Below are 24,164 nucleotides of genomic sequence, written 5' to 3' on the forward strand. Positions count from 1 at the left end.
AACGGGTGGTGTCGGGCGGGTGTTCCCCGGATGGACCGGGGGTGTCGGGCGTCACGCACAGTGTCGGAGAGGGGGTGTCGGGCGTCACTGCGAAGCCCGCTGGACGACCGAGCCGCGCGGTCTCAGGCGTCCCCGCGCAGCTCGGTCATCCGGGCTTCGGCGCCCGCGAGCTTGCCCCGCGCGGTCTCGGCGCGGCGCTTGGCCCGCGCCAGCCCGGTGGTCGCCTCCTGCTCGGCCTGCTGGGCCCGGCGCAGCTCGGCCTGCAACGCGGCGGTGTGCTCCTCGCGTTCGGCCAGGGTCTGCTCGGCCTCGGTCACGACGGCGTCCGCCTTCCGCACGTCCTCCCGCGCGGCGTCGATGTCCTCACGAGCCTGCGCCAGCTGCCGTTCCCGCCGCTGCTCACGGCGCGGTGCCAGGTCGTCGCGCACCGGGGTCGCGGTCTCGCTCAACGGCCCGAAGCCGGCCTGCTCGACCGGCTTGACCAGCCGCCCCGCCCGGATCCGCGCGGCCAGCACGGCGTCGGCCAGGGCCGCGGTCAACGTGGAGCGCACCTGCTGCACGGCGTCCGGCCCGAGCGGCTGGCCGGCGTGGCTCGCCAGCACCTCCACCCGGCGCACGAGCGCGCTCAGCACGGCCCGTCGACGCGCGCTCAACTGGCGCAGCGCTCCGCCGCGCAACTCCTCCTGCGCGGTGCGCAGCTCGTCACCCAGAGCGAGCGCCTCGGCCAGGTCGGCCGGGTCCTCGCGGGCCAGCCGGTTCAACGCCCACGCTGACGAGGTCGGCTTGCGCAGCGCCGAGACCTGCTTGGCCAACGCCTTGTCGCCGCGCTCGGCGGCCGTTCGGGCGTGCGCGTCCCGGGCCGCGACGAAGTCCGCCGGCGGCAGGGCGTAGAGCTCGTCGGCTATCCGGTCGATCGGCGCGGTGTCCACGATGTCGACCAGTGTGCTCGCCATCGCGGTGATGTGCGATTTGTTACCGATTTCCGGTGCTCGCGGGCGGTTCACCGTTGACAGTGTTTGACATTCCGGCCGGTCGGCTCTTGACTGGAGTGGTCGCGCCCGTTCCGGTGTTGTGCGGCACTTCTCGCGCGTTTGCGCAATAGTCCGTTCAGTTCAATGTGGACTTTTCTATTGGGCTGTTCGTCCGATTGTTACCCGGGTGCCGGGGGGATGTGCTTGCGCCAATCTTTCCCCACGAAGGGTTTGCGCCGTGATCAACTCAGCAAGCCGGTGGAGACACCGCACCAGCGCGGCCTTGCTGGCCGCCGTGCTGGGCACCACTGGGTTCGGCTTCGCCGCCGCCCCGGCCGTCGCGCAGGAGGCGCCGAGCGCGCCCGCGCCCGCCGACAAGCTCGACAAGCAGGACCGGGAGCGCCTCGTCGAGGCCGAGCAGGCCGGTCGGGCGAACGTCACGCTCCTGGTCGCCGCCGAAGAGGGCAAGCTGGACTCCGCCGCCAACGACCTCAAGGCCCTCGGCGGCGTGGTCGAGTCCACCGAGCGTGACGTCGACTACCTCAAGGTCTCGGTGCCGCGGGACAAGGCCGAGAAGGCCGCCGGGCTCGCCTCGGTGAACGCGGTGGACGTCGACGGGCTGGTCGTCCTCGACAACCCGCGTCCCGAGGGCGCGACGACCCCGCTGCCGCAGCCGGCGCCGGGCGCGTCCACGCCCAAGAAGAACCCGTACATGCCGACGCAGGACACCAAGGCGGCGCACTTCACCGACGAGCACCCCAAGTGGGACGGCCGCGGCGCGACGATCGCCATCATGGACTCCGGCATCGACCTGGACCACCCGGCGCTGGCGACCACCACGACCGGTGAGCGCAAGATCGTCGACTGGTACAACGCCAACGCCACCAACTCCGGCGACGGCACGTGGCTCCAGGTCTCCGGCCGCTACAACGGCACGTTCACCGCGGGCGGCGCGACCTACACCGCCCCGGCCACCGGCGGCCCGTTCAGCTTCGGCTCGTTCCGCGAGACCGCGGGCGACCTGGGCCTGGCCAACAGCGAGACCGGCGGTGACATCAACCGCGACGGCGACCGCGTGGACACCTTCGGCGTGCTCCAGGACGTCACCACCAAGGAAGTCCGGGTCGACGTCGACGGTGACGGTGACTTCACCGACCAGACCGCGATGATCGACTACAAGTACAAGAAGGACGTCGGCCACTTCGGCGCGGACAACCCGGCCACGCCGGTGCTGGACACCGTGGCGTTCGTGGTGCAGACCGACAAGTCGATCTACGACGCGGCCGGTGCCGCGTGGGTCAACATCGGCATCTCCGCCGCCGCGCACGGCACGCACGTCGCGGGCATCACCGCGGCCAACAAGATGTTCGGCGGCAAGATGGCGGGCGCCGCGCCCGGCGCGAAGCTGATGGGCATCAAGGTCTGCCTGTCGACGCCGTCCTGCACCAACAGCGGTCTGATCGACGGCCTGCTGTACGCGGCGCGCAACGGCGCGGACGTGGTCAACATCTCCATCGGCGGCCTGCCGGCGCTCAACGACGGCAACAACGCGCGTTCGGAGCTCTACAACCGCACCATCGCCGAGTACAACGTGCAGGTGTTCATCTCCGCGGGCAACAGCGGCGCGGGCGCGAACACCGTCGGCGACCCGTCGGTGACCACGGACGCGGTGAGCGTCGGCTCGTACATCACCAAGGACACCTGGCTGTCCAACTACGGCTCGGTGACGGCGCAGCGCGAGGGCCTGCACGGCTTCTCCTCGCGCGGTCCGCGTGAGGACGGCGGGTTCAAGCCGCAGATCGTCGCGCCCGGCTCGGCGATCTCCACCACGCCGCAGTGGCAGGCGCCCGGCCCGGTGGCCGGCACCTTCGCCCTGCCCCCCGGCTACGCGATGTTCAACGGCACGTCGATGGCCGCACCGCAGGCGACCGGCGCCGCGGCGCTGCTCGTGAGCGCGTACAAGGCCGAGCACAACGGCGAGCGCCCGCCCGTCGCGGCGCTGCGCAACGCGATCCAGTCCGGCGCCAAGTGGGTCTCCACCCTCCAGGCGTACGAGCAGGGCGCGGGCCTGTTCGACACCAAGCGCGCGTGGACGCAGCTCAACGCGCACCCGGAGACGCAGGCGGTCAGCACCTCGGTGACCGTGAACACCGCGCTGTCGGGCCTGCTGGCCACCCCCAACACGGGTGTCGGCATCCACGACCGCGAGGGCGTCGTCGTGGGCAAGGAGTACACCCGCACCTACACCCTGACCCGCACCACGGGCCCGAACCGCAACCAGAGCTTCGTGGTGAACTGGCAGGGCAACGACGGCACGTTCTCGTCCAAGGCCTCGGTCTCGCTGCCGCTGAACACGCCGGTGAAGTTCGACGTCAAGGTCAAGCCCACCAAGGCCGGCGCGCACTCGGCCGTGCTGCGGCTGGACAACGTGCTCACCCGCGGCATCGACGTGTTCACCCTGAACACCGTGTTCGCGGCGGACGAGTTCACCGCGGCGGGCAAGTACGCGGTGACCAAGACCGGCACGATCGCGCGCAACCAGTCGAAGAGCTTCTTCGTGAGGGTGCCTGCGGGCACGAGCGCGCTGAAGATCGACCTGGCGGCGGGTGGCACCGAGGCGGGCAAGGGCCAGGTGCGGTTCCTGCGCTACGACCCGTACGGCGTGCCGTTCGACACCACGTCCTCGACCAACTGCTACAACCCCGACGCGGGCGCCGGTTGTGCCGGTGGCTCGCCGACCAGCCGCACGGTCAGCAACCCGCTGCCGGGCGTGTGGGAGGTCGTGGTCGAGGCCCGGCGCACCTCGGACGCCGACGCCGCGCCGTACTCGGTGACCGCGTCCGTGCTGGGCACGACCATCAGCCCGAACCCGGACACCATCGAGTCGGCCGTGATCGGCACGCCGATCAGCCGTGAGTACGCGGTGACCAACTCGCTGGCCGCGTTCACCGGCAAGCTCGTCGGCGGTTCCCTGGCCAGCGCCAGGATCGACCGGCCGACCATCGCGGACGCCGCGGTCCAGAACTACGACCTGACCGTGGCGCCCGGCTCGTCGTCGCTGCGCGCGACGATCGGCAAGACCAGCGACGTGTCCGCCGACCTCGACCTGTTCGTCTACAACTGCACGTCCGGCACCTGCGTGCTGGCCGGTCAGGCGGCGGACGGCGACTCGGAGGAGTCCGTGACGATCGCGAACCCGGCCGCCGGCGCGTGGCGGGTGCAGGTCGACGGCTTCGAGGTGCCCGCGGGCACCACGGAGTACGACTACATCGACCTGTTCACCGCGGCGGGCCTGGGCACGGTCGCGGTGACCGACGCGGACGCCGAGCGCACCGCCGGTGCGACGTGGACGGTCCCGGCCACGGTGACCGCCGCCGGCCAGGCCGGTGCCGGTCGGGTGCTGCGCGGTGAGCTGACCGTGCAGACCTCGGACGGCGCGATCGTCGGCCGCGGCGCGGTGATCCTGCGCAACGTGGCCTGACGCCACCCGCAAGACCTCAGGGCCACTTCCGCGCAACGCGGGGGTGGCCCTGAGCCTTTCCCGGTCTACGCTGCGACGGTCCTCGATGCCTTGTAGGGCCGAACGACGGCCTTGATGAACTCTTCCAGCTCCTCGTCGGCGCGGGCCGGCTCCACGTCGTCCCGGTCGTTGTCGATCCGGTGCACCCGGCCCTTCAACGCCGTGATGCGGCCGAGCTGGCGGTAGCCGTCGTCCGAGGCGTACAGGGACTTCGCGGCCGGGCTCGGCAGCTGGTGGTCGTCGGATGGGCTGATCACGATGTCGTGCCCGACGACCGCCAGCTTCGGCGGCTGCGCGCGTCGTGCCAGGCGGGCCGCGCGGGTCTCGGCGGACGCCGTCACGTGGATCACCTGCGCCGCCGCCAGCACCTCGTCGCCGAACACCTGGAACGCGGCGGCCAGGTCGGACCGGGCGAACTCGACCAGCGTGATGCGGGTGTGGCCGCGGTTCTCCCACACCTTATTGGACAGCGATCGCAGCGCAGGTTCGAGGTCGCTCTCGTCGCGCACGTGGAACGCGCCGCCCGTGTGCGCGGTGAACCCAGCGCCGCGGGCGCCTTCGAGGGCGATCTGGCGGTGCACGTGGTCGTGGAAGGCGAACGGGTAGTCGGTCAGCTCCACCACCTGGAACCGCAGCGCGCCCAGCTTGGCCGCGAGCCGCCTGCGCACCGTCGACTTGCCCACACCGGGCTGCCCGACGATGAACACGACCGCAGCGGAGTGCCGGAACGCGACGTGCCGCACCAGCGACGTGGTCACGGCGTCGTCCAGCCGGTACTTCACCCGCACGTCGTGTGACCGGGCGCACGCCCGCTGCACGGTGTCACCGCGCCGCAGCGCCTCCTCGGCCAGCACCGACTCCAGCGGCACGGCGTCCGCCCACGACAGGTCGAAGCTGTTCTGGAAGACCTGCGCGGGCTCGGGGCCGTCGAGCAGGGACGGCCGGTCGCCCCGCGCGGTGCGGTGGTTGACCACTACGCTGTCCCGTTCGCCGCCCAGGACGTGGAACGACAGGTCGTTGGTGTTGTGCGAGCGGTCGACGCGGACCTCGATACCGCGCGCGGCCAGCTCGGCGGCACCCACGATGCCCTCGTGGCTGGTCACGACCCGGACCTCGCCGCGCGCGTTGATCTTCTCCCACGCCTCCTGGATGCGGATCAGCTGCTCGTTGCCCGCCGCCGGGGTCAGGTTCGGCACGACGGCGTGCAACCGCCGCACCCCCTTGTCCTGGGAGGCGCGCAGGATCCTGGACAGGTAGTTGCGACGGTAGACTTTCTGCGCCAACGCGTTGGGCACGCGCCGACGCGCCCGTAATGCCCGGACGAGGGCCACGATCGCCGCCACCGTCAAACCGCTGGTGATCGGGACCGCGAGCTGAAGAGACCAGTGCATCGCCACACCTCCACTCCTGACCCGCCGGTGGAGCGGAAGCGCCTGCACCGTGCTTGAGGAGCGCTTACCCGGGTGGTCGCGCGGCGAAACCCCTGGCAGCTAAGGAGTGGGGTCGCCGTTGGAGAGGGGCTCGTCCACGTCGACCCGGCTGATGCCCTCGATGCCGGCCAGCGTCGCGACCGCCTCGATCGGGGCGGTGACGCGGACGTAGCCGATGGCGGGGTCGGTGGTCTCCACCGTCGCGCCGAGCCGTCGCACGGCGGCGGCCACCTCGGCGGCCTTGCCGGGTTCGGTGGAGACGGTCAGGCCGATCGTTCTCGCGCCGTCGCGCTCGGCGTCCTTGAGCACGTCCAGTCCGTGCGGGCTGAGCTTGTTCGGCTGCACGGCGGTCGACGGCACGGCGGCCGACGTGATCGCGGGCTCCGGGCCGGTCGAGCCGGTGTCCACCGGTCGTTCGGCGCAGCCCGCCAGCGCCAACCCCGTCAGCACCAGTACCGCGGTCCTTCGCATGCGCCCTCCTGCGGCCGATCCTGCTACCAGGACGGAACGGGAGGTCAGCGCGGTTGCACGGCCTGGTCGGGGCCGCTGAACGCCTGCACCCGCTCCTGGCCGTCCGCGCTCTCGCCGAACACCCGGTTGTCCGACGAGCCGTTCGCCGCCGGCGTGAGGGAGTGGCCGGAGGCGCGGGGCAGGTCGCGCACCCGCACCTGCGGCAGCGCGCCGGGGTGCCGCGACCGCAGCCAGCCGACCATGTGCTCGCGCGCCACGCACCGCAGGTCCCACAGCCGTCCGGCGTCCGACGCGCTCACCAGCGCGCGGATCCGCACGAACGACCCGACCGCGTCGGTCACCTGCACCACGCAGACCCGGCCGTCCCACAGGTCGTTCGTCTCCAGCGCGTGCCGCAGCTCCTGCCGCAACTCCTCCACCGGCACCGTCCAGTCGAGGTCCAGCTCCACCGTGCCCAGCAGCGCCGACTGGGTCCGCGTCCAGTTCTCGAACGGGGTCTTGAGGAAGTAGGCGGTGGGCAGGATCAGCCGCCGGTCGTCCCACAGGTGCACGACCACGTAGGTCAGCGTGATGTCCTCGATGCGGCCCCACTGGTTCTCCACGACCACCACGTCGTCCAGCCGCAACGCGTCGCTGAACGCGATCTGCACGCCCGCGAACACGTTGCCCAGCAACGACTGCGCCGCCAGCGCGGCGATGGCGCCGATCACACCGGCCGAGGCCAGCAGGCTCGTCCCGGCGGCACGGGCGCCGGGGAACGTCATCAGCACCGCGGCCGCCGCCAGCACGCTCACCACCACCACGGTGACCCGTCGGACGAGGGTGATCTGCGTGTGCACGCGGCGTGCGTGCCGGTTGTCCGACACGTCGACCCGGATGCGCGCCAGCGTCGCGTCCTCGATCACCACCAGCAGCGAGGCGAGCAGCCACGCGCCGGCGAGGATCAGCGCTATACCCGTCACGTGCAGCGCGACCGGGCGCCAGTCGCCGCGCGCCGCCACGCCGAGCGAGAACTGGACGGCCACCAGCACGGCCACCGCCACCGCGGGTTTGTGCGCGTGCCGCGCCAGCCCGGCGAACAGGGGCGACCGGCGGCCGATGCGGCGGACCACCCGGTGGACGAGCGTGACGGCGAGCAGCGCGACCAGCAGCGAGCCGGCGAAGGTGGTGACGGCTGCGAGCATGGACGGGCACCTCCTCTGCGTGGGTACGTCCGGTGATCCGTACCCACGAACGGAGTAACTCAGGCGGGTGGCCGCACGATTGCGAGATTCCCCACGTGCGCTCAAGCCTCGGGCGGGGTGCGCGCCGGCAGCGAGTGCGCGACCTGGCCGACGAACCCGACCAGCCGGTTCGGCGTGAACCGCCGCGGGTCCGTGATGGCCAACCGACCCGCCATCTCGGCCAGCGCGAGCATGGTGTGGCCGAGCAGTTCGGCGTCCACCCCGGCGCTGCCCGAGGACCGCAACCCCAGCTCCGCCAGGGCGTTGACCTGCTCAGACACCTGCGCGCGCACCAGTTCCACCTGGCGGCGGAACTCGACCGGCGTGCCCTCGGGCGGCAGCAGCACCAGCCGCCACCGCTGCGGTGACGCCACGACCGCGTTGATGAACGCGCGGACGGTGTCGGTGTAGACGTCCTCCGGTGTGCGGTCGCCGAAGTCGGCGGTCGGGATCGCGTCGAGCACCTGGGCGGTGGCGCGGTCGGCCTCACGGCGCAGCAACGCGCCGATCACCTCGGCGCGGTTGGCGAACAGCTCGTAGACCACCGGCTTGGTCACGCCCGACCGCCGTGCCACGGCCTCCATGGTCAACGCGTCGAACCCGCCGTCGGCGATGAGGTCGAGCGCGCCGTCCAGCAGCTGGTCGCGCCGTTGCCCGGGCGGCATGCGCGGTGCGTACTTCCGGCGCGTTGTGCTCACCGGACCATATTGCTACGGTGGCGTAGCTTTCACAAAGCTACGCAGGCGTAGTAAGCAGGTGTGGCCCGGCGCTCGGAGGCAACGGTGTTCGTGGAGTCCGAGGGCGTGCGGCTCGCCGTGTACGAACATGGCGACCGGTCCGCACCGACCGTCGTGCTGGTGCACGGCTACCCGGACACGCACCGCGTGTGGGACGAGGTCGTGCCGCTGCTGGCCGAGCGGTTCCACGTGGTCACCTACGACGTGCGCGGCGCGGGTGCGTCGTCCTCGCCGCGCGGGTTGGCCGCCTACCGGCTGCCGGTGCTGGCGCGGGACCTGTTCGCGGTGATCGCGGCGGTCAGCCCGGACGCGCCGGTGCACGTGGTCGGGCACGACTGGGGTTCCATCCAGTCCTGGGAGGCGGTGACCACGCCCGGCGCGCCGATCGCGTCGTACACCTCGATCTCCGGGCCGTGCCTGGACCACGTCGGTCACTGGATGCGCCGCCGGCCGACCAAGCGCCACCTCAAGCAGCTGCTCCACTCCTGGTACATCCTGGTGTTCCACCTGCCCTTCGTGGCGCCCCTGGTGTGGCGCTACCTCGTGGGACCGCGGTGGGAGGCGATCGCGCGTCGGCTGGAGGGGGTCGCGCCGCACGTGCCGCCGACCATCGTGCCGGACGGTGAGCGGGGCATCGCGCTGTACCGGGCCAACTTCATCCCGCGACTGCGCTCACCGCGCGTGCGGCGGACCGACGTGCCGGTGCAGGTGGTGCAGCCGTTGCGGGACAAGTACGTCACGGCCGGCGTGAGCGAGGACGCCGAGCGGTGGGCGTCGGACGTGCGGCGGCGTGAGATCGACGCCGGGCACTGGGTGCAGCTCACCCACGCCGACGAGGTGGCGGCCCTCGTCGCCGACCACGTCACCGCGCACAGCCGGCCGGCCTGACCTCGGCGAGCGCCGCCGCGGCCCGGCTGCGGCCGAGGTTCCAGGAGCGCCAGTCGTCGCCTTGGACGCGGCGGAACCCCAGCGCGCAGGCGCGCAGGTCTTCCGGGAGCGTGGCGAGTGCGGGCACGGCGTCCTCGGAGAGCCCGGCGAGGTACGGGACGTCGATCTTCTGCGTGGCGTGGTAGCGGTCGACGTTGCGCTCGGCGATGAACCGCTCGGGGTTGAGCGCGGCCAGGGCGACGAGCGCGGCGAAACCCGTGCCGACGACGGCGCGGGCCAGCCACCCCGCCCGCAACCGCACGCCCGCGGCCAGCACCATCAGGTAGACGACGCCGAGCCACAGCTCGCAGGCGATGACCAGGACGCGCAGCACGGTGAAGCCGTAGGCCTGCTGGTAGAGCCACATGCGGGCGATGGCGGAGGCGACGATCACCAGGGTGAGCACGCTGAGCGCGCCCAGCAGGCCGCGCAGCCACCGGCGGTCGTCGGGCGAGTCGAGCCGGGCGAGGCGTGCGACGACCGCGATGACGCCGAGGGTGAGCACGGCGACGGCGAGCAGTTGCCAGAAGCCGCTCCGGGCGTGGTCGGCGTAGGTGAGGTCGGGGGTGGTGATGACGTGCTCGTCGCCCGCGAACAGCGTGTTGATCTGCACGGCCACGAACGTGGCGAAGAGCAGCACCAACGCGCCGACGGGGAGCACCCAGTCACGTCGTGCGACCGTGCGGGGCAGGTCGGAGGTCTCGTCGAGGACCGGTCGGGTGACCAGCAGGTAGGCCGCGCCCATCGTGCCGAGGCCGACGGTCAGGAACAGCACGATCGGCCGGCCGGAGGTCTCGTCGGGTGCGATGGCGTCCAGCAGGTCGGCGAACGCGGCGTCGGCGCCCGCCAGCAGCGGGACGAAGATCAGCAGCAGGCCGAGGGTGATGAGGATCGGGCGGGTCAGGGCGGGTGCACCGCGTTCCCTCACGCCTCGTGCCACCCACGGGACCGCCCTGACGGCGGCGATCGGCACGGCGCCGGAGCCGAACACCAGGCCGCGTGCGGTCCGCCCCCCGACGACCGCGAGTGATCCGGCGGCGCAACCGGCGATCGCGCAGAGCGTGAAGAACCACTCGGCCGCGACGAACGCGCCGACCCCGAACAGCGCGACGGACAGCACGGCCCAGCCGGGTCTGACCCGGCGCAGCAGCGCGAAGACGACGACGGCGGTCAGCGACCAGCCGAGGCCGGGTTCGTCCAGGGGTAGCAGGACGGCCGCCGCGATCCCGGCGGCGGCGCCGGTGAGCAGTGCGCGGTTGGGGGTCATCGGGTGTTGCCTCCAGGGCGTGCGCCATCGCCCGCCGAACGCGCGGCGGTGTTCCGAGTGTTGAATTCAGGGGTCCTGAGCGTTGGACTCTCGAGTGCTGAGCGTTGGACTCTCGGGACTTGAGCGTTGGACTCTCGGGTGCTGAGTGTTCGACTCGCCGGTCAGGTGGTCGGGGGAGAGGCGGGCAGGGTGGCCCGGATGCGGCAGCCCGGGCCGTCGACCACGGCGATGGTGCCGCCGTGCAGGTCGACCACCCAGCGCGCGATGTTGAGGCCGAGGCCCGTGCCGCCGCCGCCCGCGCGCTCGCCGCGGGTGAAGCGCTCGAAGACCCGGTCGCGGTCCTGCGGCGCGATGCCCGGCCCGTCGTCCGCGACCTCCAGCACCAGGTCCGCGCCCACCTTCGCGGACACCCGCACCTCACCACCCGCCGGACCGTGCCGGGCGGCGTTGTCCAGCAGGTTCGCGACCACCTGCGCCAGCCGGGCCTCGTCCGCGTGGACAGTCGCACCCGGCGGCGAGACGTCGACGGTGAACCGCACCCCCCGGGCGGCCACCGATGCTTCGGCCACGACGTCCGCCAGCAACGGCGCCAGCGCGAAGTCCGCCTTGTCCAACCGGTGCGCGCCCGCGTCGATCCGCGAGAGGTCCAGCAGCTCGGTCACCAACCGGCCGAGCCGCTCGGTCTGCGCCAACGCCGTCCGCATGGTCGCCGCATCCGGCTGCGCGACCCCGTCCACGACGTTCTCCAGCACGTTCTGCAAGGCCGTGATCGGCGTGCGCAACTCGTGCGAGACGTTCGCGATCAGCTCCCGCCGCTGCTGGTCCGCCGCACCCAGGTCGGCCGCCATCTGGTTGAACGCGGCGGCCAGCTCCCCGACCTCGTCCCGGGCCGTCGCGCGCACCCGCCTGCTGTAGTCACCGGCCCGCATCGCCCGCACCGCCGCCGTCATCTCCCGCAACGGGCGCGTCATCCCGTGCGCGAGGATCTGCGACGTCACCAGCACGATCGCGATCGTGCCGAACGTGGTGCCCGGCGCCAGCCACTGGATGCGGTACCAGAAGTACGTGAGTCCCGCCGCCATCGCCGACACCAGCAGGATCCCGAGCTTCAACTTGATCGACCGCACCGGGTCCAGCGGGCGCGGCAGCAGCTCGACCGTGGTCTCGAACGCCGATCGCAGGCTCACCGGGGCACCTCCAACGCGTAACCGACGCCGTGCACGGTCCGGATCAGGTCCGTGCCCAACTTCCGCCGCAACGCCTTGATGTGGCTGTCCACCGTCCGCGTCCCCGTGCCGTCGGCCCAGCCCCACACCTCGCTCAACAACCGCTCCCGCGACTGCACGGCGCGCGGCCGTTCGGCGAGGTGCACCAGCAGCTCGAACTCGGTCGGGGTCAGGTGCGCCTCCTCGCCCGCGCGCACCACCCGCCGTTCGGCCAGGTCGATCTCCAGGTCGGCGACCGCGATCCGGGCCGACGCGGCCGACGCCGCCCGTTCGACCCGCCGCAGCAGCGCGTGCACCCGCGCGGCCAGCTCCCGGATCGAGAACGGCTTGGTCAGGTAGTCGTCCGCGCCGACCGCGAGCCCCACCAGCAGGTCGGTCTCGTCGCCCCGGGCGGTCAGCATGAGCACCGGCACCGGCCGCTCGGCCTGGATCCGCCGGCACACCTCCAGCCCGTCGAACCCGGGCAGCATCACGTCCAGCACGACCAGGTCCGGCCGCACGTCACGGGCACGTGAGACGGCCGAGGGGCCGTCGTGCGCCAGCTCGACCTCGAACCCCTCGGCCCGCAGCCGCGCGGCCACGGACTCGGCGATGGTCAGGTCGTCCTCGACCACCAGAACCCGGCGTGTCATGCGGCCGACTCTATGTGCGGGCCGTGGAGGTGGTCGGCGTGACTTGTGAACGTCCTGTGGAGACCGGGCACGGCTCGTGGCCGGGCCGGAGTCGATGCGCCGGCTGTCGGGTGGTCGGTGGCACGTCCTAGGGTGACCGGGTGGCTGACGCGGTCCTGGAAGCGGTGCTGGAGCGGATCACGTTCGCCAACGAGGAGACCGGCTACACGGTGGCGCGCGTCGACCCCGGCCGCGGCGGTGACCTGGTCACGGTGGTCGGCTCGCTGCTCGGCGCGCAGCCCGGCGAGTCGATCCGGATGCGCGGCCGCTGGGGCTCGCACCCCCAGTACGGCAAGCAGTTCCACGTCGACGACTACACGACCGTGCTGCCCGCCACCATCCAGGGCATCCGCCGCTACCTCGGCTCCGGCCTGATCAAGGGCATCGGGCCGGTGCTGGCCGACCGGATCGTCACCCACTTCGGCGTGGCCGCGCTGGACGTCATCGAGCACGAGCCGCAGCGCCTGATCGAGGTGCCGAAGCTCGGTCCGAAGCGCACCAAGATGATCGCCGCCGCCTGGGAGGAGCAGAAGGCGATCAAGGAGGTCATGGTCTTCCTCCAGGGCGTCGGCGTGTCGACGTCGTTGGCCGTGCGCATCTACAAGCAGTACAACGACAAGTCGATCGACGTCGTGCGGGAGGAGCCCTACCGCCTGGCCGACGACGTGTGGGGCATCGGGTTCCGCACCGCCGACGTCATCGCGAAGGCCGTGGGCATCCCGCACGACAGCCCGCAGCGGGTGAAGGCGGGGTTGCGGTTCACGCTGTCCGAGGCGACCGGCGACGGCAACTGCTACCTGCCCGAGAACGAGCTCATCGGCGACGCGATCAAGATCCTCCAGGTCGACGCGGGCCTGGTGATCGAGTGCCTGGCCGAGCTGGTCGCGGAGGAGGGCGTGGTCCGCGAGATCATGCCGGACGGCGAGCCGGGCATCTACCTGCTCGCGTTCCACCGGGCCGAGATCTCCCTGGCCAACCAGCTGTTGCGGCTGCTCAGGACCGACGAGGAGCGGATGCCCGCGTTCCAGGCGGTCGACTGGGACAAGGCGTTCGGGTGGCTCGGCGCGTCACTGGAGGACAAGCAGCGCGACGCCGTCCGGTTGGCGTTGACCCGCAAGGTGGCCGTGCTGACCGGTGGTCCGGGGTGCGGCAAGAGCTTCACCGTGCGGTCGATCGTGAAGCTGGCCGCGGCCAAGGGCGCGAAGGTCGTGCTGGCCGCGCCGACCGGCCGTGCGGCCAAGCGGTTGACCGAGCTGACCGGGCACGAGGCCCGCACCGTGCACCGGCTGCTGGAGCTCAAGCCCGGCGGTGACGCCGCCTACGACCGCGACCGGCCGCTCGACGCGGACCTCGTGGTCGTGGACGAGGCCTCGATGCTGGACCTGCTGCTGGCGAACAAGCTGGCGAAGGCCGTCGCACCGGGCGCGCACCTGCTGCTGGTCGGTGACGTCGACCAGCTGCCGTCGGTCGGCGCGGGCGAGGTGCTGCGCGACGTGCTGTCCGACCGCAGCCCCGTCCCGAACGTCCGCCTCACGCACATCTTCCGGCAGGCGCAGCAGTCCGGCGTGGTGACCAACGCGCACCGGATCAACAACGGCGACTACCCCGTCGTGCAGGGGATGCCGGACTTCTTCCTGTTCCCCGCGGAGGAGGCCGAGGACGCGGCGGCGCTGGTGGTGGACGTCGTCGCCAACCGCATCCCGCGCAAGTTCGGGCTCAAGCCGCGCACGGACGTGCAGGTGCTCGCGCCGATGCACCGGGGACCGGCCGGTGCGGGCGGGCTGAACGCGTTGCTGCAGGAGGCCCTGACACCGTCCAAACCGGACTTGCCCGAACGCCGCTTCGGCGGCCGGGTGTTCCGCGTCGGCGACAAGGTCACCCAGATGCGCAACAACTACGACAAGAACGTCTTCAACGGCACGCTCGGCATCGTCACGGCGATCGACGTCGTGGAGCAGAAGCTGATCGTTCGGACCGACGAGGAAGAGGACGTGGACTACGAGTTCGGCGAGCTGGACGAGCTGACCCACGCCTACGCCATGACGATTCACCGCTCACAGGGCAGTGAATACCCGTGCGTCGTGATCCCAATCACGACGAGCGCGTGGATGATGCTCCAGCGCAACCTGCTCTACACGGCGGTGACGCGGGCGAAGAAGCTGGTGGTGCTGGTCGGGTCGCGCAAGGCGATCGGGCAGGCGGTCCGCACCGTGGGCGCCGGACGTCGCCACACGGCACTGGACCACCGCCTCGCTCAACTGGTCTGACGCGGTGCCGCGCCCGAAGCCGCGGTCGGCCGGCGCGATCGGCCGGCGCGGTCGTGGTCGGCTAGCGCATCGGGAAGGCGACGTCGCAGACCTCGTCGTCCGGGCCGGCGGTGTCCCAGTCCGCGAAGTAGACCTCGCGCGGCGCGTCGTGCACCGAGAACCCGTTGTCCTTGATCCACGCGGCCACGGCGTCGTAGGCGGACAGGATCTGCGGGAACACCACCTGCGCCTTGGTCAGCCGCACGTACGCCTCCCGGTGCGCGGGCTCGACCCGGGCCGCCACCCCGGCCGGCGGCCCGTCCGCGCCGATCGGCACGCACGACTCCACCGGTCCGTCGCTGTCCTCGTTCACCTCGCCGTGGTAGACGACGAACGGCGCGTCGGACACGCCTCCGTGGCCCTCGGCCGCCTTGACCAGCCGGTCCATCGAGCTGGTGATCCAGTCCTCCAGCGCGGGCTGGAGCAGGTGCCGCTGCTCGGTCAAGACCACCTGTTCGGGTACTTCTCGCTGCTTGATCTCGTACATGTCCACCAGACCCTTCCCTCCGGACAACACGACGCGGAGGTGGGCGGCCAGGCCGCGTTGGACGGCCATCCGGTGCTCGACGCCGGCCCAGTAGTCGGCGAGCAGGCCTGCCCGTTCGCCCTCGGGCGCGGCGACGATCTTCGCCACCTCGACCAGCGGCATGTCCAGCCTGCGCAGCAGCGCCACCAGGCGGGCACCGACCAGCTGGTCCTCCCGGTAGCGCCGGTAGCCGTTGCCCGGGTCGACCTGGGCCGGCCGCAGCAGGCCCTGGCGCTCGTACAGCCTCAGCGCCTTCACCGACAGCCGTGAGCGGCGGGCGAACTCGCCGGTGCCCAGCAGCCGTCCACCCGGTAGCCGTGCCACCCCCACATCCTCCATGGCGACGACCCTGCGGGCTGCCCCAAGGGCCGGGTCAAGCGCCCGTGCACCTCCGGCGCGGAGTACTGCCGCGAACGAGTGGCGCGCACTACTGGCGGTAGCCCTCGACGGTGCGGGGGTCGCGGGGCTTGGCGCCGTCCGGGTCCATGCCGGCGGCCCGGCGGGCGCGGCGCTGGCGCAGGAGGTCCCACGTCTGGTCCAGGGCGACTTCGAGGTCCCGCAGTCGCCTGGCGTCGCCCGCGCTCAGGCCCTCGCCGATGCGGGATCCCTCCAACCGGTGCTCTTCCTCCACCAGCCGGGTGATGCGCTCGACTAGTTCCTCGTCCGTCACGATTCCTCCTCCATCCGGACCAAGGGCCGGGGTACCTCACCGTCACCAGTCAAAACCCCGAGGCATAACGGAGAGGAATGGCCGGATGGCGGGTGTGCAAGACGGCGGTTCGTCCCGCATCCTCCAGCTCAACCCTGCCTAGGAGGAACAACCGTGAAGTCGACCAGACGTTCCCTGCTGACGCTGGCCATAGCCGGTGTCGCGGCGGCCGCGGTGGTCACCGGGGGCATCCCCGGCACCGCCGGTCCCGCACCCGAGGTCGCCGCGGTCCAAGCCGGACCGACCTACGTCTACAAGGTCCACGCGCCGCTCGGCGCCGCCGCCCAGAACCTGCTCGGGCGCGGCTTCGACGTTCTGGAGGACCGCGACGGCGACTACCTGTTCGTGCTCGGCGACGCGAGCACCGGCGCCGGCCTCAAGCAGGCGGGCTTCACCGCCGTGATCGACGAGGTGCTGCCGGCCCCGCAGTGGCAGCCGCCCGCCAAGAAGTCGCAGTCGCCGACGTTCGACGCGGCCGACATCAACGAGACCTACTACGGCGGCTACCGCACCATCAACGCCCACTGGTCGCACCTCGACCTGGTCGGTCAGCAGTACCCGAACCTGACCACCCTGGTCGACTACGGCGACTCGTGGAAGAAGACCCAGGGCGCGGGCGGGTACGACCTGCGGGCCGTCTGCATCACCAAGAAGAACGCGGGCGACTGCGCGCTGAGCACGTCCGCGCCGAAGCCCCGGTTCTTCGTGATGGGCCAGCTGCACGCCCGCGAGCTCACCACCGGTGACACGGCGTGGAAGTGGATCGACCACCTGACCACCGGTTACGGCGTCGACGCCGAGGTGACCGCGCTGCTCGACACGACCGAGGTGTGGGTCGTGCCGATCGCCAACCCGGACGGCGTGAACATCGTGCAGCAGGGCGGCAACTCGCCGCGCTACCAGCGCAAGAACGCCAACACCACGAACGGGTCGAACTGCTCGGGCACGTCGTCGTCGCAGATCGGCATCGACCTCAACCGCAACACCGACTCCCACTGGGGCGGCGCGGGCACGTCCTCCAACCCGTGCGACCAGACCTACAAGGGGCCGTCGGCGAACTCCGAGGTGGAGACCAAGGCGTTGCAGGCGTTGTGGCGCAGCCTCTACCGCGACCGCCGCGGCACCGGCAACACCGACGCCGCGCCCGCCGACACGACCGGTGTCGTGATCTCCATGCACAGCTACTCGAACCTGGTGCTGTTCCCGTGGGGTTGGACGACGTCGTACAAGACGGGCAACGACGCGGCGCTGCGCGGGATGGCGCGTGACATGGCGTCGTTGGCCGGCGGTTGGCAGTACGGGCAGCCGGGCGAGGTGCTGTACAACGCGGCCGGCGCGACGGACGACTGGGTGTACGACGACCTGGGCGTGGCGTCGTTCGTGTGGGAGATCGGGCCGTCGTCGGGCACGTGCTCCGGGTTCTTCCCGGCGTTCTCGTGCCAGGCGTCGACGTTCTGGCCGAAGACGAAGCCGATGCTGATGTACGCGGCGAAGAAGGCGGCCAATCCCTACGGTGGCGGCGGCAACCCGCCGGTCGGGTGCGCCAAGGCGACCAACGACGCGGACGTGAGCGTGCCGGACAACGGCGCGGCGGTCACCAGCACCATCACGATCGCCGGCTGCGAGGGCAACGCCTCGGCGACGTCGCAGGTGGAGGTGCACATCGTGCACACCTACCGGGGTGACCTGGTGATCGACCTGGTCGCGCCGGACGGCACGTCGTACCGGTTGAAGGCGTCGAACAACGACTCGGGCGACAACATCGACACCACGTACACGGCGAACGTCTCCTCGGAGGCGCGCAACGGCGCGTGGCAGCTGAAGGTGCAGGACGTGTACTCGGCCGACACCGGCTACATCAACTCCTGGAGCCTGACCGTCTGACCGCCCTCCCCGGGGCCCGCATGTTCCACCCGCGGGCCCCGGCTCGACCCCAGCTCAAACCCGCGTGTCCTACCTCCAGAACGCGAGAGTCCTACCTCCAGAACGCGAGAGTCCTACGTTCAGAACGCGTGAGTCCTACGTTCGCGTACCCCGAATTCAACGCTCAGGACGATCATCGCTGGTCGGTCGCCCCTGTTGATCCGCGGCGGGTCGTCGTTGACGGCGGTCACGCCGTACGGGGCGTCGAGGGGAGGATCCGGGCGGGTGGAAGGCCCCCTCGGGTGTCCCGAATGTAGAACTCGGGGTACCTGAACGTAGGACACGCGCGTTCTGAACGTAGGACACGCGCGGTTTGAACGTAGGACTCTCGGGGGTTGAGGGTAGGACTCTCGCGGGAGCGGGAGGTGGGACGGTGAAGGGCCCTGCGGGGGAGACGCCCGCAGGGCCCTTCGGGTGGTGCAGGGTTACTTCAGGCCGTTGCCGATCGCGGTGATCAGCTCGCCGTTGGAGGTGTCACCGTCGAGCGCCCAGAAGAACGCGCCGCCGAGGCCCTGGGTCTTGGCGTAGCCCATCTTGCCGCCGATGGTGGACGGGGTGTCGTAGCTCCACCACTGGTTGCCGCAGTGCGCGTACGCCGTGCCCGCGACGGTGCCGGTGGCCGGGCACTTGGTCTTGAGGACCTTGTAGTCCTCGATGCCCGCCTCGTACGTGCCCGGCGCCGCGCCGGTCGCCGTGCCGCCCGGCGCGGACTGGGTCACGCCCGTCCAGCCACGGCCGTAGAAGCCGATGCCCAGCAGCAGCTTGGCCGCCGGCACGCCCTTGCCCTTCAGCTTCTGGATCGCCGCGTCGGAGTAGAACCCGGCCGTCGGGATGCCCGACCACGACGTCAGCGGCGAGTGCGGAGCCGTCGGGCCCTGCGCCGCCCACGCGCCGAAGTAGTCGTAGGTCATGACGTTGTACCAGTCGAGGTACTGCGCCGCGCCGCCGTAGTCGGCCGCGTCGATCTTGCCGCCGTTCGACCCGTCCGCCGTGATGGCGGCCGTCACCAGGTAGTTGGCGCCGAACCGGTTGCGCAGCGCCTGCGACAGCGTCTTGAACGAGCCGAAGCCGCTGGTGTCGCAGCTCAGGCCGCACGCGTTCGGGTACTCCCAGTCGATGTCGATGCCGTCGAACACGTCCGCCCAGCGCGGGTCCTCGACGAGCCGGTGGCAGGACTCGGCGAACGCCGCCGCGTTCTGCGCCGCCTGGCCGAAGCCGCCCGACCAGGTCCAACCGCCGAACGACCACAGCACCTTGATGTGCGGGTACATCTTCTTGAGCTTGCGCAGCTGGTTGAACGAACCGCGCAGGGCGCCGGTGTCCCAGGTGTCGGCCACGCCGTCGACCGAGTTCGCGGCGGTGTAGGCCATGTCGTAGTCGGCGTAGGCGTCACCGATGGTGCACTGGCCGTTCTGCACGTTGCCGAACGCGTAGTTGATGTGCGTCAGCTTCGCGGCCGAGCCGGAGGTGTGGATGTTCTTCACGAAGTACTGGCGGCCGTAGACGCCCCACTGGGTGAAGTAACCCAGGTTCTTCCGCGACCCGACCGGCGGGTTCGACGTGGTCGTGGTCGTACCCGTGGTGGTGGTGGTCGTCGTTGTCGTGGTGGTCGTGGTGGTCGTCGTCGGGTTGGTCCCGCCGGCGTCACACGACGCGCCGTTCAGCTTGCAGTTGGCCGGCCCGCTGAACGTGCCGGAGTACGTCACGTTGAAGCCGAAGCTCACCGACCCGCCCACGCCGACGTTGCCGTTCCACGTGTTCTTCACGGTCACGTGCTGGCCGGCGGCGGTGTAGGAGCCGTCCCACAGGGAGCTGACCTTGTGGCCGGCGGGCAGGTCGAACTCGACCGTCCACGAGGTCAGGGCGGACGTGCCGCCGTTCTTGATCGTGTACTTGCCCTCGTACCCGGTGCCCCAGTCCGAGCCCTTGCTGAAGGTGGCCGAGACGCCGCCCGCACCGCTGGCCGCGGGCGCGACGACCAGCCCCACCACCAACGTGGCGACCGCCACGAACAACGCTGTGACATGCCATCGGATCTTGGACATCGTGCTCCTTGTCAGGAAAGGAGTGCAGGGTTGAGGTCACCATGTGGTTCAGACCACTTCACGGTCAAGGTCTAGACCATTGTCGTCACTCGAACGGACTAGTGGTGAACCCTTCGGAACCGGTTCCGAAGCACGGTCGACCACTAAGGGTCGACGAGCCTAAAGTCGGACCCCCTCCCAGACCGGAGTCGGACGTAGTGACGCCACCGGGCGGCCAGACTCGGAGTCGTCGAGGGTTCTCGGCAGCAGAGGGAGGAAAAGTCGATGGGCAAGAGGGGAATCGCCCTGGTCGCCGTCGTGGGGCTGGCGGTCGTGGGCATCGGGGGGACGGCGGTGGCCGAGCCGTCGGTCGACCAGGCCGGCCGGATCGACCGGCAGGTCGTGCAGAAGGCGTTGGACGACATGGCGCGCACCGGCGCGCAGGGGGTCCAGGTCCGCGTCCACGACGGGCGGCACGAGTTCACCGCGCGCAGCGGCACGGCGCTGGTCGACTCGCCGCGTCCCGTGCCGACCGACGGTCGGTTCCGGGTCGGCAGCATCACCAAGACGTTCGTCTCGACCGTCGTGCTCCAGCTGGTCGGCGAGGGCAAGGTGGAGCTGGACGCGCCGGTGCAGCGCTACCTGCCGGGCCTGCTGCCGGACGGCGACCGGATCACCGTGCGGCACGTGCTCCAGCACACCAGCGGTCTCTACAACTACACGTCCGCGCTGCCGCCCGGCCCGGACGGCGTGCTGTCCATCCGGTACAAGACGTGGACGCCCGCCGAGCTGGTCGCCCTGTCCACGTCGCGGCCGCTGGAGTTCCAGCCCGGCACCGAGTGGCGGTACTCGAACACCAACTACGTGGTGGCCGGGATGCTGGTGGAGAAGGTCACCGGCAAGCCCTACGGCGCGGCGGTGGAGCAGCGCGTCCTGCGTCCGCTGGGCCTGCGGTCGACGTCCGTGCCCGGCACCCGCGCCGGCATCCCCGGCCCGCACGCGCACGGTTACATCCGGGCCGGCGGGCAGGTCGTCGACATCACGGAGTTCAGCCCGTCGGTCGCGTACGCGGCGGGCGAGATGATCTCCACGACGGCCGACCTGGACCGGTTCGTGGACGCGCTGCTGGACGGCAGGCTGCTCCGCCCGGCGCAGCAGGCGGAGCTGACCTCGGCACTGCCGATCACCGGCGGCTACGGCCTGGGCATCAAGGAGGACGAGCTGCCGTGCGGCGGGACCGTCTGGGGTCACAGCGGCGGCATCCCGGGCTACGCCAGCCTGATGATCAGCACGCCGGACACGAAGACCCGCCTGACGGTGTCGGTGAGCACCGCCCCCGACCCGGGCGCGATCGCGGGCTACGAGGAGCTGCTGGCCGAGGTGTTCTGCTGAACCGCTGACGGCTGAACCGCTGACGGCTGACGGCTGGCGGCGGAAGCGCGGTGAGGGTGCCCGGTCGGGGCGCCCTCACCGCGTTGACGCTTCCCGAGGGACGGATGTGGCCGGCCTGGGCGGAAACGCCCGACGGCCCGTCCGGGGGTGGGACGGGCCGTCGGGTGGGGAGGGGCGCGGCGGCTGGGCGGAGCCGGTGCGCCCGTGGTCTACGCGCCGGCGAGGAACTCCTCGACCTGCTCCACGACGAACGCGTGGTCGTCGGCCTGCGGCAGGCCGGACACGCCGACGGTGCCCACCACGCCGACACCGGCCACGGTCACGGGGAACACGCCGCCGTGCGCGGCGTAGCGGTCGGGGTCCAGGCGCGAGTCGGCCTCGAACGTCTTGCCGTTCGCGCGGAAGCTCTCGCCGACCCGGAACGAGCTCTGCCCGTACCGGTCGACCACCCGGCTCTTGCGGTCGATCCACTCGTCGTTGTCCGCCGACGTGCCCGGCAGCGCCGCGTGGAACAGGCGCTGCTGCCCCCGTCGCACCGAGATCGTGACCGGCAACGACCGCTCGCGCGCCGCCGCCAGCAGGAACGCGCCCAGCGCCAGTGCCACCTCGTTGTCGAACGACGTGAACACCAGCCGGGACTCCTGCTCGGCCAACGTCTCCAGCAAGCTCACGGCGACACCACCTGTCCGGTCCGGGCGGAGGTGAAGGCCGCCTCGATCACTTCCAGCGCGCGCACCGCCGACTCCGGGTCGACCGGCAGCGGTCCGCCCTCGGTGAGCGCGGCGACCAGCAGCCGGTAGAACTCGGAGTACGCGCCGGGCAGCCCGACGACCTCCTCGGCGTCGTCCAGCAACCCCAACCGGCCATTTGTCGACAAATCGTCAAACGGCTTGCCCGCGGCGAGGGCGTCCTCCTGCCGGTCCAGCCCGTGCGAGACGTACGCGCCGGTCGAGCCCAGCACACGCAACCGCGGCCCGTGGTGCGACGCGGCGGAACTGGCCCAAAGGTGTGAACGCACCCCGTTCGCGTGCGTCAACGCCACGAAGACGTCGTCGTCCACCTCGACGCCGGGCCGCCGCCGGTCCAGCTCGGTGTACACCGAGGACACCGGGCCGAACAGCTCCAACGCCTGGTCGACCAGGTGCGCGCCCAGGTCGTAGAGCAGCCCGCCCGCCTCCTCGGGGTCCCCGAACTCGCGCCAGTTGTCCCAGATCTCCGGCGTCCACCGCTCGAACCGCGACTCGAACCGCGTCACCGTGCCCAGCGCGCCCTCGGCCAGCAGTGACCGGACCGTGCGGAAGTCGCTGTCCCACCGCCGGTTCTGGAACACCGTCACCGGCACGTCCCGGTACCGCGCGGCCTGGAGCACCCGGCGGGCGTCGGCCGACGTCGGCGCGAACGGCTTGTCCACCACGACCGCGAGCCCCGCCTCGATCGCGGCCAGCGCCAGCGGCACGTGCGTGCGGTTGGGGGTGGCGACCACGACCACGTCCAGGTCGAGCGCGAACAGCTCCTCGACCGTGCGCGGCAGGGCGACGCCCGGGTGGGCGACCTCGGCCTGCGCCCGTCGCACCGGGTCGGCGGTGACGACGGCGCTCAGCTCCAGGCCGGGCGTCGCAGCTATCAGCGGTGCGTGGAACACCCGGCCGGCGATGCCGTAGCCGAGCAGTCCGGTGCGGAGTGGCATGACCTGATTAAAGCAACGGTGTGTAGTAAAAAGCCAGGTGCGATGATGGACCCGTGGCCAACTTGCGCTTCCTGCGGGGGTACAACGACGCGGTGGTGCTCGGGCTGGCCAGGTCCGGTGCCGTGACCAGGGTCGAGCTTGCCGACCGCAGCGGGCTCACCCCGCAGGCGGTGTCCAAGGTGGTGAGCAGGCTCATCGACGACGGCCTGCTGGTCGAGTCCGGCACCCGCAACGTGGGCGTCGGCAAGCCGCGCACCCTGCTCAAGCTCGTCGCCGACTCCCGGCTCGCGCTGGGCGCCCAGGTCGAGCGCGACGAACTGCGGGTCGTGCTCACCGACCTCGCGGGCACCGTGCTGGACCGCGCGGTGGCGCCGCTGCCGCGCGACTTCGACCCGCCGACGTTCGTGGAGGAGCTCAACCGGCTGGTCGACGGCCTGCGCAGCGAACGGCTCGGCGGCGACCGGCTGCTCGGGGTCGGCATCGGGTTCGTCGGCCCGCTGGACCACCGGACCGGCGTCGTGCACTACCCGACCGGCCTGACCGCGTGGCACGACGTGCCGCTGCGCGCGTTGGCCGAACAGCGGCTCGGCCTGCCGGTGGTGCTCGACAAGGACACCAACACGGCGGTCGTGGCCGAGGCGTGGCGACGCGGCGAGGAGCTCCGGGACGCGGTGCTCGTGCTCGTCGGCACCGGCCTGGGCATCGGGATGCTGCTCGACGGCCGGGTGCACCGGGGCGTGCGCACCAACGCGGGCGAGTACGGGCACACCACCATCCAGCTCGACGGCCCGCCGTGCGTGTGCGGGCGCAGCGGGTGCATAGAGGCGTTGCACAACCTCGCCGCCGCGCGCGGCGACCTGGTCGAGGCGACGTCCATCGTGGGCGTCGCCGTGGCCGACCTCGTGCAGCTGCTCGACATCGACCACGTGGTGCTGGCCGGTCGCGCGGTGCTCGCCGAACCCACCGCCTACCTCGACGGCGTGCGCGCCCGGTTGCCCAAGGACGAGTGGCTCCCGGTGGACGTGTCGATCACCCCGTTGGGTGATGACGTGGTCGCCGCGGGGGCGGCGATGCTCCTCCTGAGCGAGTTCTACGGCCGTCCTCGCTGACCGGATTGGTCATGCCCTGCTCACGGGCACCCGTGCGGGTGATTC

At 71.4% G+C, this 24,164-nt stretch carries 19 protein-coding genes; 6 read left to right on the top strand and 13 right to left on the bottom strand.

Annotated elements, in window-relative coordinates; translation table 11 throughout:
* Window positions 1–122 precede the first annotated feature (122 nt).
* Window positions 123–953 (bottom strand): hypothetical protein, encoded by an 831-nt coding sequence (locus ACYVLT_RS18610; RefSeq protein ID WP_461121447.1) that lies wholly within the window; start codon window positions 951–953, stop codon window positions 123–125.
* Window positions 954–1,209: 256 nt separating this feature from the next.
* On the opposite strand from ACYVLT_RS18610, the gene ACYVLT_RS18615 reads away from it, so the two are divergent.
* On the top strand, window positions 1,210–4,452 hold the full coding sequence (locus tag ACYVLT_RS18615; RefSeq protein WP_461121448.1) for a S8 family serine peptidase: 3,243 nt from the start codon (window positions 1,210–1,212) through the stop codon (window positions 4,450–4,452).
* Window positions 4,453–4,517: 65 nt separating this feature from the next.
* Here ACYVLT_RS18615 and ACYVLT_RS18620 read toward each other — a convergent pair whose 3' ends face one another.
* The 4 genes from ACYVLT_RS18620 to ACYVLT_RS18635 form a co-directional block, all read right to left on the bottom strand.
* Complete coding sequence (locus tag ACYVLT_RS18620) at window positions 4,518–5,882, bottom strand: AAA family ATPase (protein WP_461121449.1); 1,365 nt, start codon at window positions 5,880–5,882, stop codon at window positions 4,518–4,520.
* Between the two features lie 99 nt (window positions 5,883–5,981).
* The gene (locus ACYVLT_RS18625; protein WP_461121450.1) at window positions 5,982–6,392 is read right to left on the bottom strand and encodes a hypothetical protein; all 411 of its coding nucleotides are present in this window, start codon (window positions 6,390–6,392) and stop codon (window positions 5,982–5,984) included.
* Window positions 6,393–6,436: 44 nt separating this feature from the next.
* Window positions 6,437–7,576, bottom strand: a complete 1,140-nt coding sequence (locus ACYVLT_RS18630) for a mechanosensitive ion channel family protein (protein WP_461121451.1) — start codon at window positions 7,574–7,576, stop codon at window positions 6,437–6,439.
* Window positions 7,577–7,677: 101 nt separating this feature from the next.
* The gene (locus ACYVLT_RS18635) at window positions 7,678–8,313 is read right to left on the bottom strand and encodes a TetR/AcrR family transcriptional regulator (RefSeq protein ID WP_461121452.1); all 636 of its coding nucleotides are present in this window, start codon (window positions 8,311–8,313) and stop codon (window positions 7,678–7,680) included.
* A gap of 84 nt (window positions 8,314–8,397) precedes the next feature.
* Here ACYVLT_RS18635 and ACYVLT_RS18640 point away from each other — a divergent pair, with 84 nt between their 5' ends.
* A complete protein-coding gene (locus ACYVLT_RS18640; protein WP_461121453.1) occupies window positions 8,398–9,240 on the top strand; it encodes an alpha/beta fold hydrolase in 843 nt (280 codons plus the stop codon).
* Here ACYVLT_RS18640 and ACYVLT_RS18645 read toward each other — a convergent pair.
* The 3 genes from ACYVLT_RS18645 to ACYVLT_RS18655 form a co-directional block, all read right to left on the bottom strand.
* The gene (locus ACYVLT_RS18645) at window positions 9,215–10,546 is read right to left on the bottom strand and encodes a DUF4153 domain-containing protein (RefSeq protein WP_461121454.1); all 1,332 of its coding nucleotides are present in this window, start codon (window positions 10,544–10,546) and stop codon (window positions 9,215–9,217) included. The two genes, ACYVLT_RS18640 and ACYVLT_RS18645, sit on opposite strands and share 26 nt — an antisense overlap.
* Window positions 10,547–10,707: 161 nt before the next feature.
* Window positions 10,708–11,733: a HAMP domain-containing sensor histidine kinase gene (locus ACYVLT_RS18650; RefSeq protein WP_461121455.1), complete on the bottom strand. Its 1,026-nt coding sequence runs from the start codon at window positions 11,731–11,733 to the stop codon at window positions 10,708–10,710.
* Window positions 11,730–12,404: a response regulator transcription factor gene (locus tag ACYVLT_RS18655; RefSeq protein ID WP_461121456.1), complete on the bottom strand. Its 675-nt coding sequence runs from the start codon at window positions 12,402–12,404 to the stop codon at window positions 11,730–11,732. Before ACYVLT_RS18655 ends, ACYVLT_RS18650 begins: the two co-directional genes overlap by 4 nt.
* Window positions 12,405–12,544: 140 nt before the next feature.
* Between ACYVLT_RS18655 and recD2 the strand changes: the two genes are divergently transcribed.
* Window positions 12,545–14,710, top strand: a complete 2,166-nt coding sequence (gene recD2, locus ACYVLT_RS18660) for an SF1B family DNA helicase RecD2 (RefSeq protein WP_461121457.1) — start codon at window positions 12,545–12,547, stop codon at window positions 14,708–14,710.
* 61 nt (window positions 14,711–14,771) lie between these two features.
* On the opposite strand, the gene ACYVLT_RS18665 is transcribed toward recD2, so the two are convergent.
* Both ACYVLT_RS18665 and ACYVLT_RS18670 read right to left on the bottom strand, forming a co-directional pair.
* The gene (locus tag ACYVLT_RS18665) at window positions 14,772–15,614 is read right to left on the bottom strand and encodes a MerR family transcriptional regulator (RefSeq protein ID WP_461121458.1); all 843 of its coding nucleotides are present in this window, start codon (window positions 15,612–15,614) and stop codon (window positions 14,772–14,774) included.
* Between the two features lie 88 nt (window positions 15,615–15,702).
* The gene (locus ACYVLT_RS18670; protein ID WP_461121459.1) at window positions 15,703–15,945 is read right to left on the bottom strand and encodes a DUF2630 family protein; all 243 of its coding nucleotides are present in this window, start codon (window positions 15,943–15,945) and stop codon (window positions 15,703–15,705) included.
* 153 nt (window positions 15,946–16,098) lie between these two features.
* On the opposite strand from ACYVLT_RS18670, the gene ACYVLT_RS18675 reads away from it, so the two are divergent.
* Window positions 16,099–17,868, top strand: coding sequence for a M14 family zinc carboxypeptidase (locus tag ACYVLT_RS18675; protein WP_461121460.1), 1,770 nt, complete (start codon window positions 16,099–16,101; stop codon window positions 17,866–17,868).
* 464 nt (window positions 17,869–18,332) lie between these two features.
* Here ACYVLT_RS18675 and ACYVLT_RS18680 read toward each other — a convergent pair whose 3' ends face one another.
* Window positions 18,333–19,952 carry a glycosyl hydrolase family 18 protein gene (locus ACYVLT_RS18680; protein ID WP_461121461.1) on the bottom strand — a complete coding sequence of 540 codons (1,620 nt, stop codon included), beginning with the start codon at window positions 19,950–19,952 and terminating at the stop codon, window positions 18,333–18,335.
* A 264-nt stretch (window positions 19,953–20,216) separates the two neighbouring features.
* Here ACYVLT_RS18680 and ACYVLT_RS18685 point away from each other — a divergent pair, with 264 nt between their 5' ends.
* Window positions 20,217–21,323, top strand: a complete 1,107-nt coding sequence (locus ACYVLT_RS18685; protein WP_461121462.1) for a serine hydrolase domain-containing protein — start codon at window positions 20,217–20,219, stop codon at window positions 21,321–21,323.
* A gap of 209 nt (window positions 21,324–21,532) precedes the next feature.
* On the opposite strand, the gene ACYVLT_RS18690 is transcribed toward ACYVLT_RS18685, so the two are convergent.
* A complete protein-coding gene (locus tag ACYVLT_RS18690) occupies window positions 21,533–21,994 on the bottom strand; it encodes a heme-degrading domain-containing protein (RefSeq protein ID WP_461121463.1) in 462 nt (153 codons plus the stop codon).
* The gene (locus ACYVLT_RS18695) at window positions 21,991–23,010 is read right to left on the bottom strand and encodes a Gfo/Idh/MocA family protein (RefSeq protein WP_461121464.1); all 1,020 of its coding nucleotides are present in this window, start codon (window positions 23,008–23,010) and stop codon (window positions 21,991–21,993) included. The genes ACYVLT_RS18690 and ACYVLT_RS18695 overlap by 4 nt, the downstream gene beginning before the upstream one ends.
* 53 nt (window positions 23,011–23,063) lie before the next feature.
* Here ACYVLT_RS18695 and ACYVLT_RS18700 point away from each other — a divergent pair, with 53 nt between their 5' ends.
* Window positions 23,064–24,119, top strand: coding sequence for an ROK family protein (locus ACYVLT_RS18700; protein WP_461121465.1), 1,056 nt, complete (start codon window positions 23,064–23,066; stop codon window positions 24,117–24,119).
* Window positions 24,120–24,164 lie beyond the last annotated feature (45 nt).

The sequence above is a fragment of the Saccharothrix stipae genome (assembly GCF_054781895.1).

Coding starts and splice junctions, on each gene's coding strand:
- ACYVLT_RS18685 (WP_461121462.1), top strand. CDS start 20,217: ATGGGCAAGAGGGGAATCGCCCTGGTCGCCGTCGTGGGGCTGGCGGTC.
- ACYVLT_RS18620 (WP_461121449.1), bottom strand. CDS start 5,882: ATGCACTGGTCTCTTCAGCTCGCGGTCCCGATCACCAGCGGTTTGACG.
- ACYVLT_RS18680 (WP_461121461.1), bottom strand. CDS start 19,952: ATGTCCAAGATCCGATGGCATGTCACAGCGTTGTTCGTGGCGGTCGCC.
- ACYVLT_RS18665 (WP_461121458.1), bottom strand. CDS start 15,614: ATGGAGGATGTGGGGGTGGCACGGCTACCGGGTGGACGGCTGCTGGGC.
- ACYVLT_RS18645 (WP_461121454.1), bottom strand. CDS start 10,546: ATGACCCCCAACCGCGCACTGCTCACCGGCGCCGCCGCCGGGATCGCG.
- ACYVLT_RS18655 (WP_461121456.1), bottom strand. CDS start 12,404: ATGACACGCCGGGTTCTGGTGGTCGAGGACGACCTGACCATCGCCGAG.
- ACYVLT_RS18630 (WP_461121451.1), bottom strand. CDS start 7,576: ATGCTCGCAGCCGTCACCACCTTCGCCGGCTCGCTGCTGGTCGCGCTG.
- ACYVLT_RS18610 (WP_461121447.1), bottom strand. CDS start 953: ATGGCGAGCACACTGGTCGACATCGTGGACACCGCGCCGATCGACCGG.
- ACYVLT_RS18625 (WP_461121450.1), bottom strand. CDS start 6,392: ATGCGAAGGACCGCGGTACTGGTGCTGACGGGGTTGGCGCTGGCGGGC.
- ACYVLT_RS18695 (WP_461121464.1), bottom strand. CDS start 23,010: ATGCCACTCCGCACCGGACTGCTCGGCTACGGCATCGCCGGCCGGGTG.